The organism is Actinospica durhamensis (genome assembly GCF_018139695.1).
In the GTDB taxonomy this organism is placed as follows: Bacteria; Actinomycetota; Actinomycetes; order Streptomycetales; family Catenulisporaceae; genus Actinospica; species Actinospica durhamensis.
The window spans coordinates 15,502-30,835 of the sequence record NZ_JAGSOG010000092.1 but is presented as its reverse complement, the minus strand read 5'-3'; the positions used below and the strand labels follow the sequence as shown (position 1 = coordinate 30,835).

General features: G+C 73.1%; 12 protein-coding genes and 1 pseudogene. 9 read left to right on the top strand and 4 right to left on the bottom strand.

Annotated elements, in window-relative coordinates; genetic code table 11:
* Window positions 1–515: UTRA domain-containing protein (locus KDL01_RS19000; protein WP_212529864.1), on the top strand; the 515-nt coding region annotated here is incomplete at its 5' end.
* Here KDL01_RS19000 and KDL01_RS18995 read toward each other — a convergent pair.
* A complete protein-coding gene (locus KDL01_RS18995; RefSeq protein ID WP_212529863.1) occupies window positions 487–2,007 on the bottom strand; it encodes a GntR family transcriptional regulator in 1,521 nt (506 codons plus the stop codon). The genes KDL01_RS19000 and KDL01_RS18995 overlap by 29 nt on opposite strands.
* Window positions 2,008–2,111: 104 nt before the next feature.
* Between KDL01_RS18995 and KDL01_RS18990 the strand changes: the two genes are divergently transcribed.
* The 3 genes and pseudogenes from KDL01_RS18990 (at window position 2,112) to KDL01_RS18980 (ending at window position 5,232) form a co-directional block, all read left to right on the top strand.
* Window positions 2,112–3,683, top strand: a complete 1,572-nt coding sequence (locus tag KDL01_RS18990) for an APC family permease (RefSeq protein WP_212529862.1) — start codon at window positions 2,112–2,114, stop codon at window positions 3,681–3,683.
* Window positions 3,684–3,732: 49 nt separating this feature from the next.
* A pseudogene (locus tag KDL01_RS18985) lies at window positions 3,733–4,946 on the top strand (MalY/PatB family protein).
* Between the two features lie 43 nt (window positions 4,947–4,989).
* Window positions 4,990–5,232 carry a hypothetical protein gene (locus KDL01_RS18980; protein ID WP_212529860.1) on the top strand — a complete coding sequence of 81 codons (243 nt, stop codon included), beginning with the start codon at window positions 4,990–4,992 and terminating at the stop codon, window positions 5,230–5,232.
* Window positions 5,233–5,267: 35 nt separating this feature from the next.
* Here KDL01_RS18980 and KDL01_RS18975 read toward each other — a convergent pair whose 3' ends face one another.
* Window positions 5,268–5,777, bottom strand: a complete 510-nt coding sequence (locus KDL01_RS18975) for a DinB family protein (protein WP_212529859.1) — start codon at window positions 5,775–5,777, stop codon at window positions 5,268–5,270.
* 707 nt (window positions 5,778–6,484) lie between these two features.
* On the opposite strand from KDL01_RS18975, the gene KDL01_RS18970 reads away from it, so the two are divergent.
* Together KDL01_RS18970 and KDL01_RS18965 are read left to right on the top strand one after the other, a co-directional pair.
* Window positions 6,485–7,285, top strand: a complete 801-nt coding sequence (locus KDL01_RS18970; protein WP_212529858.1) for a formylglycine-generating enzyme family protein — start codon at window positions 6,485–6,487, stop codon at window positions 7,283–7,285.
* Between the two features lie 223 nt (window positions 7,286–7,508).
* The gene (locus KDL01_RS18965) at window positions 7,509–8,381 is read left to right on the top strand and encodes an SDR family oxidoreductase (protein ID WP_212529857.1); all 873 of its coding nucleotides are present in this window, start codon (window positions 7,509–7,511) and stop codon (window positions 8,379–8,381) included.
* Between the two features lie 30 nt (window positions 8,382–8,411).
* On the opposite strand, the gene KDL01_RS18960 is transcribed toward KDL01_RS18965, so the two are convergent.
* The gene (locus KDL01_RS18960; RefSeq protein WP_212529856.1) at window positions 8,412–9,293 is read right to left on the bottom strand and encodes an AMP-binding protein; all 882 of its coding nucleotides are present in this window, start codon (window positions 9,291–9,293) and stop codon (window positions 8,412–8,414) included.
* Window positions 9,294–9,650: 357 nt separating this feature from the next.
* Between KDL01_RS18960 and KDL01_RS18955 the strand changes: the two genes are divergently transcribed.
* A complete protein-coding gene (locus KDL01_RS18955) occupies window positions 9,651–11,414 on the top strand; it encodes a glycosyltransferase family 39 protein (RefSeq protein WP_212529855.1) in 1,764 nt (587 codons plus the stop codon).
* Between the two features lie 140 nt (window positions 11,415–11,554).
* Window positions 11,555–12,046, top strand: a complete 492-nt coding sequence (locus KDL01_RS18950; RefSeq protein WP_212529854.1) for a hypothetical protein — start codon at window positions 11,555–11,557, stop codon at window positions 12,044–12,046.
* Window positions 12,047–12,235: 189 nt separating this feature from the next.
* Here the strand turns inward: KDL01_RS18950 and KDL01_RS18945 are convergent, their stop codons facing one another.
* Window positions 12,236–12,718, bottom strand: coding sequence for a peroxiredoxin (locus tag KDL01_RS18945; RefSeq protein WP_212529853.1), 483 nt, complete (start codon window positions 12,716–12,718; stop codon window positions 12,236–12,238).
* Window positions 12,719–13,244: 526 nt separating this feature from the next.
* Between KDL01_RS18945 and KDL01_RS18940 the strand changes: the two genes are divergently transcribed.
* Window positions 13,245–15,314, top strand: a complete 2,070-nt coding sequence (locus tag KDL01_RS18940; protein ID WP_212529852.1) for an alpha-glucuronidase — start codon at window positions 13,245–13,247, stop codon at window positions 15,312–15,314.
* Window positions 15,315–15,334 lie beyond the last annotated feature (20 nt).

Below are 15,334 nucleotides of genomic sequence, written 5' to 3'. Positions count from 1 at the left end.
CGCACAAGGTGATCCTGGTGGCCCGGCGGGTGCCCGCGGAACGCGTCGCGCGTTTGCTCGGAATCGCCCCCGACGAGCCCGCGGTGCTGCGCCGGCGCCTCGTCACGCTCGACGGGGTGCCGGTCGAGGTCTCCGACTCCTGGTATCCGGCGCGCGTCGCCGACGGCACACAGCTGGCCGAGGACCGGCCGATCAAGGGCGGGGCGGTGCGGGCCCTGGCCGAACGCGGCTACCTCGCCGCGCGCCACGTCGAGGAGGTCGCCGTGGTGGACGTCCCGGCCGAACTCAGCACCCTGCTGCCGCACCCGCCGGTGATCGAGCTCACCCGGGCGAGCTACGCCGCTCCCGCCGATCTCGCCGGTACCGCCGCTCCCGCCGGCGCCGCCGACGGCTCCCGGAACGAGGCGGGGGGCGCGTTCGAGGTCGCCGTCATGCTGATGAGCCGGGAGATGGCGCCGGGCGTGCCGCGGCGGCTGCGCTACACCTTCAGGCCCGGGTCGACGGCAGGGTCGTGACGCTCCAGCCGGTCAGGGCGCACAACCGGGCCCTGGCCGAGTCCGGCGCCGCCGCCGGCGCGGCCGGAGGCCGGTTGCGGTGCCCGGCCAGGCGGGTGCCGGGGGCGGCCGAGGCGCGGCCCGCGGCGATGACCCGGCCGGCGGCGTTCAGCAGCACCTGCGGCGTAGCCTCGGCGCACAGGCTGGGCATGATCCGGCTCTCGATCAGGTCGCACGGGACGTCCATCGCCGCGACCCCGAGCGGCCTGCCCCCGTGGTACGCCGGGACCGCCAGCGTGAACGTGTACTGATTCGTGCAGACGTAGTCCAGGTAGGGGCCGGCCACGTGCCGCCGCCGGCCGCGGATCGGCGCGTCGTACCACTCGTTGTGGACGTAGTCGAAGAAGTCGGGACCCTGCGGATCCAGGTTGACCCGCAGCGGTTCCGGCGGGCGGCTGCCCTCCCGCCACCACCACTCCAGCCAGTGCGGCGCGTCCTTGACCACCGCGGGCGTGAAGACGAGGCCGGTGCCGACCGCGAGGGTGTCGAAGCGCTCGAGCGTGGCGTGGATCCGCGGCCGCAGCGCCGCGATGTCGGCGATCGTGTACGAGCCGGAACTCAGCTCGCACGCGGCATAGGAGGCCTCGAACTCGGCCGCGGTGCGCTCCAGGTCGGCGAACACACGCTCGAACTCGTCGGCCAGGTCGGACCAGGGATCCGCCGACGCCGCCGCGGTGCTGTCCGCGCTCTGCGCGCTGTAGAGGTCGATGCGCCACTGCATCAGCAGATCGGTCTCATGGCCGACGTGCTGGTCGGCCAGCCGCCGGGCCGCCTCGGGCCGGGCCTCGGCCACGGCGTCGACCAGGGCGGCGCGGACCCGGACGGACTGCTCGTGCTCCGCGTCGCCGAGCAGGGTCCAGACCAGGTCGCCGAGTTCGGCGCGCAGGTTGGCCTCGTGCTGGGTGATGCGCGGGGACTGGGCCGCCGCGGCGAGTTCGATGCCGAACTCGCTGTCGGCCAGCCTGCGCTCCCCGGGTGTCCTGGCCCGGGCGAGCCGCTCCACCCGGCGGCGCAGCGCCTCGATCTCGATCTCCGAGGCGCGCTGTGCGGCCAGTTCCGCCGCGGTGCCGAGCACGGCCCGGCGCTGGTCGCCGAGTTCGCGCAGCTGACGCACGCTCAGCTCGGCCAGGCCCGAGCGGCTCAGCGCGTCGCTGGAGGGCCGGGCGACGAAACTGCCGCCGCTGCGGCCCCGGCGGGTCTCGACCAGGCCGCGCTCACGCAGGTCGGACAGGGCCTCGCGCAGGGTCAGGGTGGCCACGCCCAACTGCTCGGCCAGCGCGGCCTCGGCGGGCAGGCGTTCGCCGGGGGCGACCAGGCCGCGCCGGATCGCCTCGGCGAGGTGCTCGGCCACCTGGTCGGCCCGCCCGGCGCCGCCGGCCCGGCCGTGTCCCAGTGCCCTGATGGCCCGCACCGCGGCCGTGGTCAGGCCCGATCCCGTGGACAGCGCGGCCATCGCGCCTCCCGTCCGTTCGTCTCCGCAGGGTCTTGACGCTAATACATTCAAAGATACATGATTTGCGGACTTCCCCCAGCGAGGGACCATCGAAGGAGACGAGTGTGAGCGAGCAAGCCGGCGTGTCGGCCCCGCCCGACGAGGACGCCGCCCATCTCGAACGTCTGGGTTATAAGCAGGAACTTCATCGCGTCCTGGGACTGTTCGACAACTTCAGCGTGGCCTTCTCCTACCTCTCGCCGATGGTGGGGGTGTATTCGCTCTTCGTCCTCGGCGTGGGCACGGCCGGCCCGGCCTATCTCTGGCTGATGATCCCGGTGGTCGGGTTCATGCTGCTGGTCGCCCTGGTCTTCGGCGAACTGGCCAGCCACTATCCGATCGCGGGCGCCCTCTACCAGTACGGCAAGTGGTCGGTCGGGCCGAAGTACGGCTGGTGGATCGGCTGGATCTACGGCCTGGCGCTGCTGGTGACGGTCGCGAGCGTGGACACCGGCGTCGTCAGCTATCTCACGACCCTGCTCAACAACATGTTCGGCACCCACCTGGACGGCACCGCGCACGGCACCATCCTGCTCGTCACGATCGTCCTGATCGCGGTGCAGACCCTGATGAACACGGTCGGCGCCAAGCTGATGAGCCGCATCTCCCGGCTCGGGGTGTTCGTCGAGACCATCGGCACCTTCGGCGTGGCCATCGCGCTCGCGATAGCCGGGTTCCACCACGGCTTCGGCTTCCTGTTCTCCACCCAGGGCGCCGCGCACGCCTCGGCCAACCCGCTCGGAGTCGACTTCGGCGGCCACTGGATCACCGGCGCCGCGCTGGTGGCCATCCTGGCGCACGCGTACATCTACTACGGCTTCGAGTCCGCCGGCGACATCGCCGAGGAGACCAAGTCGGCCTCGCGCGTGGTGCCGCGGGCGATGCGCTCCTCGCTGCTCTACGGCGCCGTCGCCTCGGCCGTGCTGATCATCGGCCTGCTGCTGGCCATGCCGTCCTCGGCCAAGGGCTACGCCGACGCCGCGTCCTTCAGCGGCGGGGTGCCCGCGATCCTGGCGCAGCTGCCCTCCTGGATCCAGGACGTGTTCCTGGTGGTCGTGTGCGTCGCGTTCTTCTCCTGCGGCACCGCGGTCCAGGGCGCCGGATCCCGGCTGATGTACTCCTACGCCCGGGACAAGGTGCTGCCGTTCAGCAAGCAGCTGAGCACCGTCTCCAAGCGCTTCCACACCCCCGTCAACGCCCTGATCGTGGGCGGCCTCATCCCGGTGCTGTTCACCCTGCTGGTCAACATCAACCCCTCCAGCAACGTGCACATCCTCTGGTTCGAAATGCCTGCGGGCGTCAATGCACTGACGCTCCTGGTCTCCTTCGGCGTCTCCGGCATCTACCTGTCCTTCCTGCTCACCGTGGTCGGCTCGATGGTCGCCCGGGCACGCGGCTGGGAGCCGGCCGGCTCATTCCGGCTGGGGCGCTGGGGCTGGCCGGTGAGCATCGCCGCGTCGGTGTACCTGTTCCTGATGCTGCTCAACATCATCTGGCCCTCGGGCCTGGCGAGCCCGCGCGGCAGCCTGTTCAACTTCGACTGGATCACCTTGATGGTCATGGTCGTGCTGCTCGCGATCGGCGGACTCTACTTCGTGATCGCGAAGCCCTACCGGCGGATCGCGCCCAAGGAGTAATGGGAGTTGGATGGGGGCCATGGTGAAGTCCGTCGAAGACGACCCGGCCATGGTCCCCACCGACGCCGCGCGCACCGACCCGCTGGTGCAGCTGGGCCCGGAGCAGCTGCGCCGCCGCAGCAGCATGAAGTGGCGCACCTACCCGTCGGACGTGATTCCGCTGTGGGTCGCCGAGATGGACGTGCCGCTCGCTCCGCCGATCGCCGAGGCGCTGCGCCGCGCGATCGACCTCGGCGACACCGGCTACGCGTGCGGCACCGGGTACGCCGAGGCGCTGGCCGAGTTCGCGGCGGAGCGCTGGGGGTGGAACGGCCTGCGGGTCGAGCACACGGCGATGGTGCCGGACGTGATGCTGGGCGTCGTCGAGGTGATGCGGCTGATCACAGAACCCGGCGACGCCGTGGTGGTGTGCCCGCCGGTGTACCCGCCGTTCTACGCGTTCCTCACCCACGACGCGCGCCGCGTGCTCGAGGCGCCGCTCGGCCCGGACCTGCGGATGGATCTCGACGCGCTCGAGGCCGCGTTCGTCAGGCGCGCCGGAGCGGACGCCGCGCCGCGTTCCTGCTGTGCAACCCGCACAACCCCGGCGGGGCCGTGCACACCCGCGAGGAGCTCGGCGCGGTCGCCGAACTCGCGCGGCGGCACGGCGTGCGCGTGGTCGCGGACGAGATCCACGCGCCGCTGGTCCTGCCCGGCGCGCGGTTCACCCCCTATCTGACCGTCGAGGGCACGCACGACGCCTTCGCGCTGACCTCGGCCTCCAAGGCGTGGAACCTCGCCGGGCTCAAGTGCGCGCTGGCGCTCGCCGGCCCTGGCGCGGCGCACGAGCTGCGGCGGATGCCCGAGGAAGTGGGCCACGGGCCGAGCCACCTCGGCGCCATCGCCCATACGGCCGCACTGCGCGAGGGCGGCGCCTGGCTCGACGACCTGCTGCGCGGCCTCGACGCGAACCGCGCCCTGCTCGGCAAACTGATCGCGCGTCACCTGCCGATGGCCCGCTACCGCCCGCCGCAGGCCACGTACCTGGCCTGGCTTGACCTGACCGCGCTGGGCCTGCACGAGGACGGCGCCGAGGGCCCGGGCGTGGTGGGCGAACTGGCCGGTCCGGCCGCGCTGTTCGCCGAGCGGGCCCGGGTGGCGGTCAGCTCGGGCCACGTCTTCGGCCGGGGCGGCGCCGGCTGCGTGCGGCTGAACTTCGCCACCTCGCCTACCCTGCTGCGCGAGGCTCTGGCCGCCATGGGCCGGGCCGTGGCCGCGGCGTAGCCGTGCCGTAGCCGGGGCGGGCCCGGCGTGATCCACTGGAGGAATGGACGACGTGGACAACGTGGACATCCTCGCGCCCAACGCGGTGCTGGTCGGCGGCCCCGAGCCGATCGGCGGGCGGCAGGTGCGGGTGGAGCAGGACGCGACCGAGGTGCGGGCGAGCGCGGGCGACGGCAGCGGCATGCACGCGTGGACCCGCACCGGCCGGATGGAGCCGCGGCGCGGCGGCGGCTGGCTGCGGGTGTACGTCTACGTCGGCGCGGCCGGCCAGCCGAGCGCGCTCTGACCGCGGGCGGGCGGCGACGGCCGCGCCGGCCCAGGTCAGCGGCCGGTGCTGCCGTCGAGCTCCTCGCGCAGGATGTCGGCGTGCCCGGCGTGGCGGGCGGTCTCCCCGATCATGTGCGCCAGGATCCAGCGCAGGGTGTGCTGCTCCCGATCCGGCCCCATGCCGCGCGCGGCCGGCGCGGACAGGTCCGGCGCCGCCTCGATCACCGTGTTGGCCCGGGCCACGGCCGCCGCATAGTCCGCCAGGATCTGCCCGGCCGACTCGTCCCCGCCGACCTTCATGTCCAGGTCTGCGAGCTCGACCTCGGCTCCGGCGAAGCTCCACTCGAACCAGATGCCCTCCGCCGCCGTCAGGTGCTTGATGAGCCCGAGCAGGCTCGTCCCGCTCGGCACTCCCGCGGTGCGGGCCCAGGGCTCGGGCGCGCCGTGCGCCTTCGCCGCGATCGAGGTGCGCTGGTAGTTCAGGAAGCTGAGCAGGACGGACTTCTCGTCCTGCGGGTCGAACGCGGGCGGGCGGGTGTCGGCGGACTTGCGCTGCTCGGTCACCGCCGCATCTTATCCGCGTATTGAGCCAGGATGCTGCGGCAAGGGGCGGCGCGGCGGGCACGGCGCCGTTGGCCGGGCCGGACGGCGCGGCGGCGGCCTCGAGCCGGCGGGTGAGGCGGTAGGCCAGGTAGAGCGGGATCGCGCCGAACACGCCGAACGAGCTGTCCACGGCGGTCCACCACATCGGGATGCCCCGCAGCGGCGCGCAGATCAGCGCAAGCGGGATGATCCCGGCGCAGGCGATCAGGCCGAACTTCAGCACCCAGACGTTGCGCACCGGCTCCCGGTACGGCCCCCAGAACGCGACCGCGATGCTCAGGTGCCCGTAGGCGAGCCAGTCGGTGCCGTAGGCGAGGTAGGGATACCGGGCGTACGCGGCGGTCAGACCCGTGCTGACGCGGTCGATCCACGAGGTGAGGAACGGAAGGTGCCGGGCCACCGGCCAGCCCGGGCCGTGCAGGAAGCGGTCGAGCGCGCGGGCCTCGACGCCCAGCGGGAACGCGGTGACGCCGCTGAGAATCAGTCCGATCACGAATATCAGGAGCAGTACGCGGATTCTGCGCAGGAGCGCCGTCTCGTTCACGCTCCCGATCCTAGGAACGCCGCCGCCTGCGGCCGCGCCGCGGTAGCCCCCTTCACCGCGTCTTCACAGTTCGACGTTTCCACGGTCCGCCAGGTCTGTCAGAGGGCGATGTGATACTTCGGGCGTGTACCTCGCAGACCTCTCCCTCACCGATTGGCGCACGTTGGACGCGGCGGGCGCGGCCCGGTTCGCCCAGGAGGCGGCCGATCAGGTGGACGGCCGCGTCCTGGACGTGCGCGCCGTCGCGTACTTCGGCACGCCGCTGCACCAGGTCCTGATCGAACGCGACGGCGAACGCTATGCCCTGATACCGGGCGGTACCGGCGTCGTGGGCTACGACGTGGAGCAGTGGCGGCCCCCGCCCGGGCTGCTCGCGACGTACCGGGACCAGACGCTCGGCGGCGGCTTCGGCTTCCAGGCCGACCCGCGCGAGCTGCTGGGCGAACTGCTCAGCCCCTTGCGCGCGGTCTCGCTGCCGACGCTGCTGATCGCGGTCGCGCACGAGCGGCTGACCGCCCCGGTCGAGGAGACGCCCGCGCTGCTGGCCAAGCGCGGGCTGCGGATGCCGAGCCCGGACGAGTGGGAGCACGCCTGCGGGGCGGGCGCGGCGACGCTGTGGTGGTGGGGCGAGCAGTGCCCGGACCGCTCGCCCTACGGGGACGCGGCCGGCCCGCAGCACCGGACCAACGCCTTCGGCCTGCGCATCGCCCGCGACACCTACGACGCCGAGCTGACCAGCGAGCTGAGCGTGATCAAGGGCGGGGACGGGGGCGAGTCGGTGTGCGGCGGCTACGGCAGCTTCGTGCAGTGGCTGACGCTGGCGACCGCCAACCGCAATCCGGGCGCGGCCCGGTTCGTGCACGGGCCGGACGGCGAGGCGCTCTACGAGGACTTCTCGGTGCGGCCGGTGCTCGAACTGGTGTAGGCCCGCCGGGCCCGCGGCCGGGACGGCGTCTCACCCTCTCGCACTACGGCCTGCATCCCCGCACAACGCCGTGACCTGGGAAGACGCGCGGAACGCCGGGCCGCGGGGGTGATCTGGCGTGGCCCGGTCCGGGCTCGGACAGCACAGTGGAATCAGGCCGCGCGCGGCAGCGGGCTTCGGCGGCCGGTCAGCCGACCTCGATTCCGCAAGGAGAGCCACCGCCATGCGCGTGTTCGTCACCGGCGCGTCCGGGTTCATCGGTTCCGCCCTCGTCGTCGAGCTGCTCGGGGCCGGGCACGAGGTGTGCGGTCTCGCCCGCTCGGACGCCGCGGCCGAGGCGCTCACCGGCCTGGGCGCCGAGGTGCTCCACGGCACCGTGGAGGACGTCGAGCTGCTGCGCACCGGGGCGGCCGAGTCCGCGGGCGTGGTGCACCTGGCGTTCAACCACGACATGTCCCAGCACGAGGCGGCGGCCCGGGCCGAGCTCGGCGCGGTCCGGGCGTTCGGCGAGGTGCTCGCGGGCTCGGGCCGGCCGCTGGTGGTGGCCAGCGGCGGGCCGATGGGCAGCGAGCGGGACCTGCGGCCGCCGTCCACCAGCCCGCGGGTGGCCGGCGCCACCGCCGCGCTCGCGCTGGCCGAGCGCGGGGTGCGCTCCTCGCTGGTGCGGCTCGCGCCGATGGTGCACGACCGCGGCCGGTGCTCCACGGTCGAGACGCTGGCCCGGATCGCCCGGGAGTCCGGTTTCTCCGGGTACGTCGAACAGGGGGCGAACCGCTGGCCCGCGGTGCACCGCAGGGACGCCGCCCGGCTGTTCCGGCTGGCCCTGGAGTCGGCCGCGCCCGGTTCGGTGCTGCACGCGGTGGCCGAGGAGGGCGTGCCGATCCGGCACGTCGCCGAGGCGATCGGCACCCGTCTCGACCTGCCGGTGGAGTCGGTCTCGGCGGAGGACGCGGTGGAGCACTTCGGGTTCCTCGGCCGGCTGCTCGGCCTCGATCTTCCCGCCACCAGCGAGATCACCCGGGCCGCGCTGGGCTGGGCGCCGAGCGAGCCCGGGCTGCTCGCCGACCTCGAGGACGCGGAGTTCGCCGGGAGCTGATACGGCAGCCGATACGGCGCTCGCGCCGTATCAGCGCAGCAGCGAGAGCGGCCGCTCGGCCGCGCAGTCGGACGGTCCGGTGGAGTTCACGATCCGGAAGCCGGCGTCGCGCGCGGCGGCCTGCCAGGCCGCGCAGGCCTGCGCCGAGGCGGGCTCTCCCCCGGCCACCAGCAGCCGCAGCCCGCGCGGGAGCAGCAGCTTGGGGCGGCGGGCGAGCTCCCCGCCGAACTCCTCGCACAGTCCGGTCGGCAGGGTGAGCACGGTCAGGGCGCGCTCGTCGGCCAGCCGCAGGAAGTCGGCGACGTCCTCGTAGCCGAAGTCGGCGTCGCGCAGGACCAGCGTCGCGCCGGACGCGAGCGTGGTGAACACCTCCTCGACCGCCAGGCCCGAGCCGGGCGGCGTGAACTGCAGCTGCCGGTCGCCGGGCCGCAGCCGGTACTCGTGCAGCGCGGCCTCCACGTGGTCCACGGCGACGCGCTGCCCGGTCACCACGGCCCGCGGACGCTCGGCCGAACCGGCGGTGTACGTGACGTACGCCGGGCGCCCGTCCAGGCGCGCGGCCGCGCCGGTGGCGTGCACGGCGTCCTCGGTGACCAGGGCCGCGGCGGCGAAGTCGGCGCCCAGCGCGGCTTGGCGGGCGACCGGATCACGCTGGTCCAGCGGCAGGAACGCGCCGCCCAGGATGCCGGTGGCCAGCATCGCCGCGATCATGCGCACGTTCCCGGGCAGGTCGAGGGCCACGACCTGGCCCTCGCCGACGCCCGCGCAGGCGAGTTCGGCGGCGAACTGCACCGCGAGGGCCTGGAGTTCGCCGTAGGTGAGCTCGAGTTCGCCCTGGCGCACGGCCGCGGCCTGCCGGGACCGGTCGGCGGAGCGGGCGACCAGTTCGTGCAGAACCTCAGTCCGTCCCATCGGGACCTCCCATGGTCAACGCGCCGCGCGACGGGCCGGTGGGCACGGCCGGGGCGGCACGGGCAGAGATCGAGCACTGCGACGAGCTCGAGGGTGGGGTGGCACGGGTGCGGTGCGCGCGGAACGTGACACGCTGGGCGCGCTCACCCGGACGAGGTGGTGGGTATCCGGGTGCGAGACACGGTTGCGCTCGCAGGAGGGTGTCCCGCCGTTCAGCGCTCCGTGATGCTTCGGTAGCGTACTGATGTTCGCGAGTCCTGACAAGGCGGGGTCCGGGCCCCGAGCCACGATGGCGTACAGACCGGCTCTAGGTGAGATAAGGTCTGGTCCGGAAATCGAGCCCTGGGGTGGTGACGGATGACCGAGACGGTTGCAGGAACCGGCGGCATCGAAGCAGACGTGGACGTGGCGCGCGCAAACGTGCTGCAAGTGGACGGATCGGACGCGGGCACGCGCGGGCTGAGGCTGGACGGCCTCTCCGCCGTACTGGGCCGGCACCGCTGGCTGCTGTTCGCCCTCGTCCCCGGGGTGCTCGTCCCGCTGATCGTTTCCCTGATCACCGGCGGCCTTTCGATTCCGCACAACGACGGCTGGGCCTACAGCCGGATCGCGGAGCACTTCGCCCGCACCGGCCACATCTCGCTGCTGGGCTGGAACAGGTCGGCGCTGATCGGCCAGTTCATCGTGCTCGGCCCGCTGGCCGCGAGCATCACCATCCAGCAGACCTACGTGCTCGCGCTCGGCCTGATCGGCCTGGTGTGCGTCTACGACCTGCTGCGGCCCTCGCTCGGCGAGCGCAACGCGGGTATCACGGCACTGATGGTGGCGCTGTGGCCGGGATTCGGGCTGCTGGACACCTCGTTCATGACGGACGTGCCGGCGATGACGGCGATGTTCCTGTGCATGGCCCTCGGCCGCCGGGCGCTCGAGCGCGACTCGCTGGTGCTGTTCGCCCTGGCGTCGGCCGCGGGCTTCTGGGGCACCACCATCCGGGCCCAGGCGCTGGCCGCCCCGGTGGCGCTGCTGGCGTACGCGGCCTTCACCCAGCGGCGCCGGACCCGGGTGCGCCTGCTCGCGGTCGCCGCGATAGGCGTCGTGTTCGTACTCGGATTCGCCGTGTTCAACTCCTGGTTCGAGGGCCTGCCCGGCGGCGACCTGCCGCCCTACAAGCTGGTGCCCTCGCTGCTCGACACCGGGATGGAGTCGAGCCTGCAGACCTACTTCACGGTGGCGCTGCCGGCCGCGCCCGCGGTCTTCTGGGTGGCCAAGCCGCACCTGTGGCGCCGCCCGGCCCAGATCACCGCGCTGGTCACGGCCGTGCTGGCGATCCTGTGCCTGCACGACTTCGGCCGCCGGCTGTTCCCGGGCAACTACCTCGCCCAGGACGGCGCGTACGCGCCCGCGTCGATCGGCGGCGGGATGAACGTGCTGATCCCGAACGGCGAGTACTTCGTGCTGGTCGTGATAGCACTGGTGTCCGGCTCGCTGCTCGCCGGCCTGATCGTGCACAAGGCCGCGCGCGCGGACCGGCTGGTGGCCGCGTTCACGCTGGCCTTCACCGCGGGCACCATCGGCACCTTCCTGCTCAGTGAGTTCATGTACGACCGTTACCTGATCGAGATACTGCCCGGCCTGCTGGCCGTGGCGCTGCTGCCGGAGCCGGCCCGCTCCGAGGAGCGCGCCGCCGCGCGGTTCGCGATGCCCGCCTGGGCGGGCCTTGCGGCCCGCTGGACGCAGCGCGGCACGGCGCTGGTGGCCGGCGCGGTCGTGGCCGTGCTCGGGCTGGCGCTGCTGACCAGCGCGCTCGTCTCGGACCGGGCCCGGTGGAACGAGGCGGTCTCGCTGCAGTCCAAGGGCGTCCCGGCGATGCGGATCGACGCGGGCCTGGAGTGGCTCGGCATGCACGCCCCGAACGGGGTGACCAACCGCAACGCCCCGGCGGACACCCGCCCGATGTCCTTCTTCACCAACACCCCGGCGTGCTACGTGGTCTCCGAGTCCTCGAAGGCCTGGGTCTACCCGTGGACCGAGGTGAAGCGGACCGACTACGAGCGTTACCTCATCGGCGGCACCGCGCACCTGTACGTCTGGGCCACCCACGCGGAGGGCTGCGACAGCTGAGCCGAGGCGACCAGGGCCGCCGGGCAGCCGCCGAAATCGGGCGGAGCGGAACCGCGGCACCCCGCATGACGTCTAAGGCCCGCACGTCCCGAATCCGGGCGTGCGGGCCTTCGTCGTGTTCGGCCTCGGGAGGAAGTGTCATGGCACCGGGAACTCGATCGCGTCGCGCCGCCGGGCTCGGCGCCGCGGCGGGCATGTTCGCACTCTGCGTCGGCGCCTGCGGTGCGTCGCCGGGCACCCCCGCGTGGGTCGGGCCGACGGCCGCGGACGGGGCGAGGCTGCCCCGGCTCACGGCGCACTCCGCCGAGGATCCGAGCCTGCCGTGGGTGCTCACGGCGGCCGTGAACGCCGCGTCGGGCAAGCTCGAGATCCGGGTGGGGGCCGGCGGCTGCGCCCTGCCGGCCGGCTGGGACGCGGTCTGGACGGGCACGAGCGTGACCTTCGCGGTCTACGGCACGCAGGTGCAGCCCGGCGTGCAGGCGTGCGCCGCGGTGGCGACGGTGCGCTCCTACGAGGTGGACCTGCCGCAGCGGCTCGGCGACCGCCACCTCGTCCACCTCGCGTCCTCGCCCGACTTCTCGCCCCGGCTCCTGCGCGACCTGCCGAGCCCGGTCGGGTCCTCTGGGTCCTGACCCGCGGCCGCGCCGCCGCGCCGGCTAGGGAGTGTCTTCAAAGGGTCGTCGGATCAGGCCGCGGCGTCTGACGCGTGCGCTCGCAAGGCGCCGGGCCGTGCGCATACTCGGTCGTCTGTAAGCGGTCCGGCAACGCCGCGAGCGTGCGTGGCAGGCGTCGCGGCCCCGGCGAACCTTTGAAGACACGACCTAGCCGACTTCGAGCCGGCGCAGCTGCTCGGCGATGGTGTCCAGGCTCTGGAAGGTGAGCCCCAGCATCGCGACGTGCTTCCAGCGCAGCACGCCGTCCCCGTCGAGCAGGAAGACCGCGCGGCGCAGCACCTTGCCGACGGTGATGCCGTAGGCCGAGGCGACCTCGAGCCCGGTGTCCGCCAGCAGCGGCATGCCGAGGCCGTGGTGGCGGGCGAAGTTCTCGTGGCTCTCCACGGTCTGCGGGCTTATCCCCCAGACCGTCGCGTCCAGCGCGGTGAAGCGGTCGAGGCCGGACGAGTAGGAGCACAGCTGCTTGGTGCACACGGCCGTCTCGTCGCCCGGGTAGAAGGCCAGCACGAGCGGGCGGCCGCGTTGCGCGGCCAGCGAGAACTCGCCGCGCTGCGCGGCCCCGTCGGCCAGCACGACGCCGGGGAGGGTGAAGTCGGGTGCGGGCTGCCCGATCGCAGGGCTCTTAGCCACGGGAAACGCTCCTTGCTCGGTGGACGCCTCCCCCACTCTAAGGGTGCGCACCGGGCTGCGGACAGCGTCGGGAGACGGCGCCGAGAAGGTGCCCGAGGATGCCCGGAGGGTGCCGGAACAGCAGACAGCCCGCAGGTCACTTCCCCTCGGTCGGGCACGGCCTGCGCCGTACCGGAATCCGAGAGGCACCGTGGACGAACGGTGAACCTGCGGGCCGGGTGTCTGTCTGATATTCGCCTACCGCCGGTCAACACGACGGTCGGCCGGGCGGCTAGCGGACAGCCACCTCACGCGTCCTGAAACTACTCAACTCAGGATCACCTCCTTTCAGTGTGCACACCACGCTAAGCACGCCAGGCGGCGGATGCAAGGTCTTTTTTCGGCCCCTGCGGGCGGCGGCCGGGTGGCGCACGGGCCTGAGGTTCGAAACTTTCGGATAATTTGACCTAAACATGCGGGCAAATTTTCGGTAGATTACGAGGCGCCCACGGCTCACCGCCGCAGACCGCGCAGATAAGGGGCCAGATTGACCACGCCCGAGCTTTCGAACGTCCACCCGGCCTGGCTGGCGCCCGCAGCCCTGCGGGCCCTCGGTTCCCGCCGCGTCCTGGTGTGCGGCGAGGGGCCGCTCGTCGAGACCGTCGCGGACGAGGTGGAGCGCGCCTGCGCCCGGTTCGGCGGCACCGCGATACGCCGGCTCGCACCGTCCGCCGGCGGCGAGGCCGACGCCGACCTGGTGCTCACCTTGACCGCCACGGACCGCGGCCTCGGCGACGAGGGCTTCGAACTCGCCCGGGTCGGCGGGGCGAGCGTCGTGCGCGCCGACCGGCCGGCCGGGCTGCTCTACGGCTTCTTCGAGATCCTGCGGCTCGGCGGCGCCCCGGCGTTCACGGACGCGCTGCCCGTCGGCGCGCAGCGGCCCGCGCTGGGCCGGCGGATGGCAGACCACTGGGACAACGTGGCCGTCCACCCGGTCATGGGCCAGGTCGAGCGCGGATACGCGGGCGGCTCGATCTTCTGGCGGGACGGGCGGCTGCGCGAGGACCTGAGCCGGGTGGGCGCCTACGCGCGGCTGCTCGCGGCGTGCGGGATCAACGCCGTCGCGGTCAACAACGTCAACGTCCACCAGGCCGAGGCACACCTGCTCACGGACCGCCTCGACGACGTGCGCAAGCTCGCGGAACTCTTCCGCCCGTACGGGATCCGGGTGCACCTGTCGGTCAACTTCGCCGCGCCGCTGAGCCTCGGCGCCCTGCCCACCGCGGACCCGCTGGACCCGGCCGTGCGCGCGTGGTGGGCGGAGACGACCGAGCAGGTCTACGCGCTCATCCCCGACTTCGGCGGCTACCTGGTGAAGGCCGACTCCGAGGGCCAGCCCGGCCCGTTCGCGTACGGCCGCACCCACGCCGAGGGTGCCAACATGCTGGCCGACGCCCTCGCCCCGTTCGGCGGCGTGGTGCACTGGCGGGCGTTCGTCTACAACCACCGGCAGGACTGGCGCGACCGCTCCACCGACCGCGCCCGCGCCGCCCACGACCACTTCGCCCCGCTCGACGGCGCCTTCCGCGACAATGCGATCCTGCAGGTCAAGCACGGCCCGATGGACTTCCAGACGCGCGAGCCGGTCTCTCCGGTGATCGCGGCGATGCCGCGCACCCGCCTCGCGGTCGAGGTGCAGGCGACCCAGGAGTACACCGGCCAGCAGCGGCACGTGTGCTACCTCGCGCCGCAGTGGAGCGAGGTGCTCGGCTTCCGGCCGTGGGGCGAGGCGGGCGCGAGCGTCGCGGACGTGGCCCGGGGCCAGAGCCGGGACGGGTATCCGGACGGGGACGGCGGCGGCCTGGTCGTGGTCTCGAACGTCGGCGACGACCGGTTCTGGACCGGGCACCCGCTGGCCCAGGCGAACCTCTACGCCTTCGGCCGGCTGGCCTGGAACCCGGCAGCCGAGCCGGCCGCGATCCTGGACGAGTGGATCGGCCTGACCTTCCCCGGCGACGGCGAGGACGACCCGGATCCCGCGGGCCCGGCCCGGCTGCGCGCCGCGCTGCACGCGATGATGGACGAGTCCTGGCAGACCTACGAGAACTACACCGCGCCCCTCGGCGTCGGCTTCATGGTCCGGCCCAACCACCACTACGGCCCGGACGTCGACGGGTACGAATACACCCCCTGGGGCACCTACCACTTCGCCGACCGCGAGGGCATCGGCGTGGACCGCACCTCGGCCACCGGCACCGGATTCGCCTCGCAGTACCCGAAGCCGTGGTCGGAGGTCTACGAAGCGCTGGACCAGTGCCCGGACGAACTGCTGCTGTTCTTCCACCACGTGTCCTACGGCCACCGGCTGCACAGCGGCGAGAGCGTCGTCCAGCACATCTACGACACGCACTTCGCCGGGGCCGAGCAGGCACACGCCATCCGCGAGCACTGGCACGCCGTCGCGGACCTCGACCTCGTCCCGGCGGACCTGCGCGAGCGCGTGGACGAACGCCTCGACGAGCAGGTGCGCTGTGCCGAGGAGTGGCGCGACCAGATCAACGCCTACTTCTACCGCAAGTCCGGCGTCCCCGACGCGCACCGGCGCATCATCCACTGAGGCTTCCGGGCCGTGGCCGT

Coding starts and splice junctions, on each gene's coding strand:
- KDL01_RS18950 (WP_212529854.1), top strand. CDS start 11,555: ATGGCACCGGGAACTCGATCGCGTCGCGCCGCCGGGCTCGGCGCCGCG.
- KDL01_RS18980 (WP_212529860.1), top strand. CDS start 4,990: ATGGACGACGTGGACAACGTGGACATCCTCGCGCCCAACGCGGTGCTG.
- KDL01_RS18965 (WP_212529857.1), top strand. CDS start 7,509: ATGCGCGTGTTCGTCACCGGCGCGTCCGGGTTCATCGGTTCCGCCCTC.
- KDL01_RS18960 (WP_212529856.1), bottom strand. CDS start 9,293: ATGGGACGGACTGAGGTTCTGCACGAACTGGTCGCCCGCTCCGCCGAC.
- KDL01_RS18955 (WP_212529855.1), top strand. CDS start 9,651: ATGACCGAGACGGTTGCAGGAACCGGCGGCATCGAAGCAGACGTGGAC.
- KDL01_RS18995 (WP_212529863.1), bottom strand. CDS start 2,007: ATGGCCGCGCTGTCCACGGGATCGGGCCTGACCACGGCCGCGGTGCGG.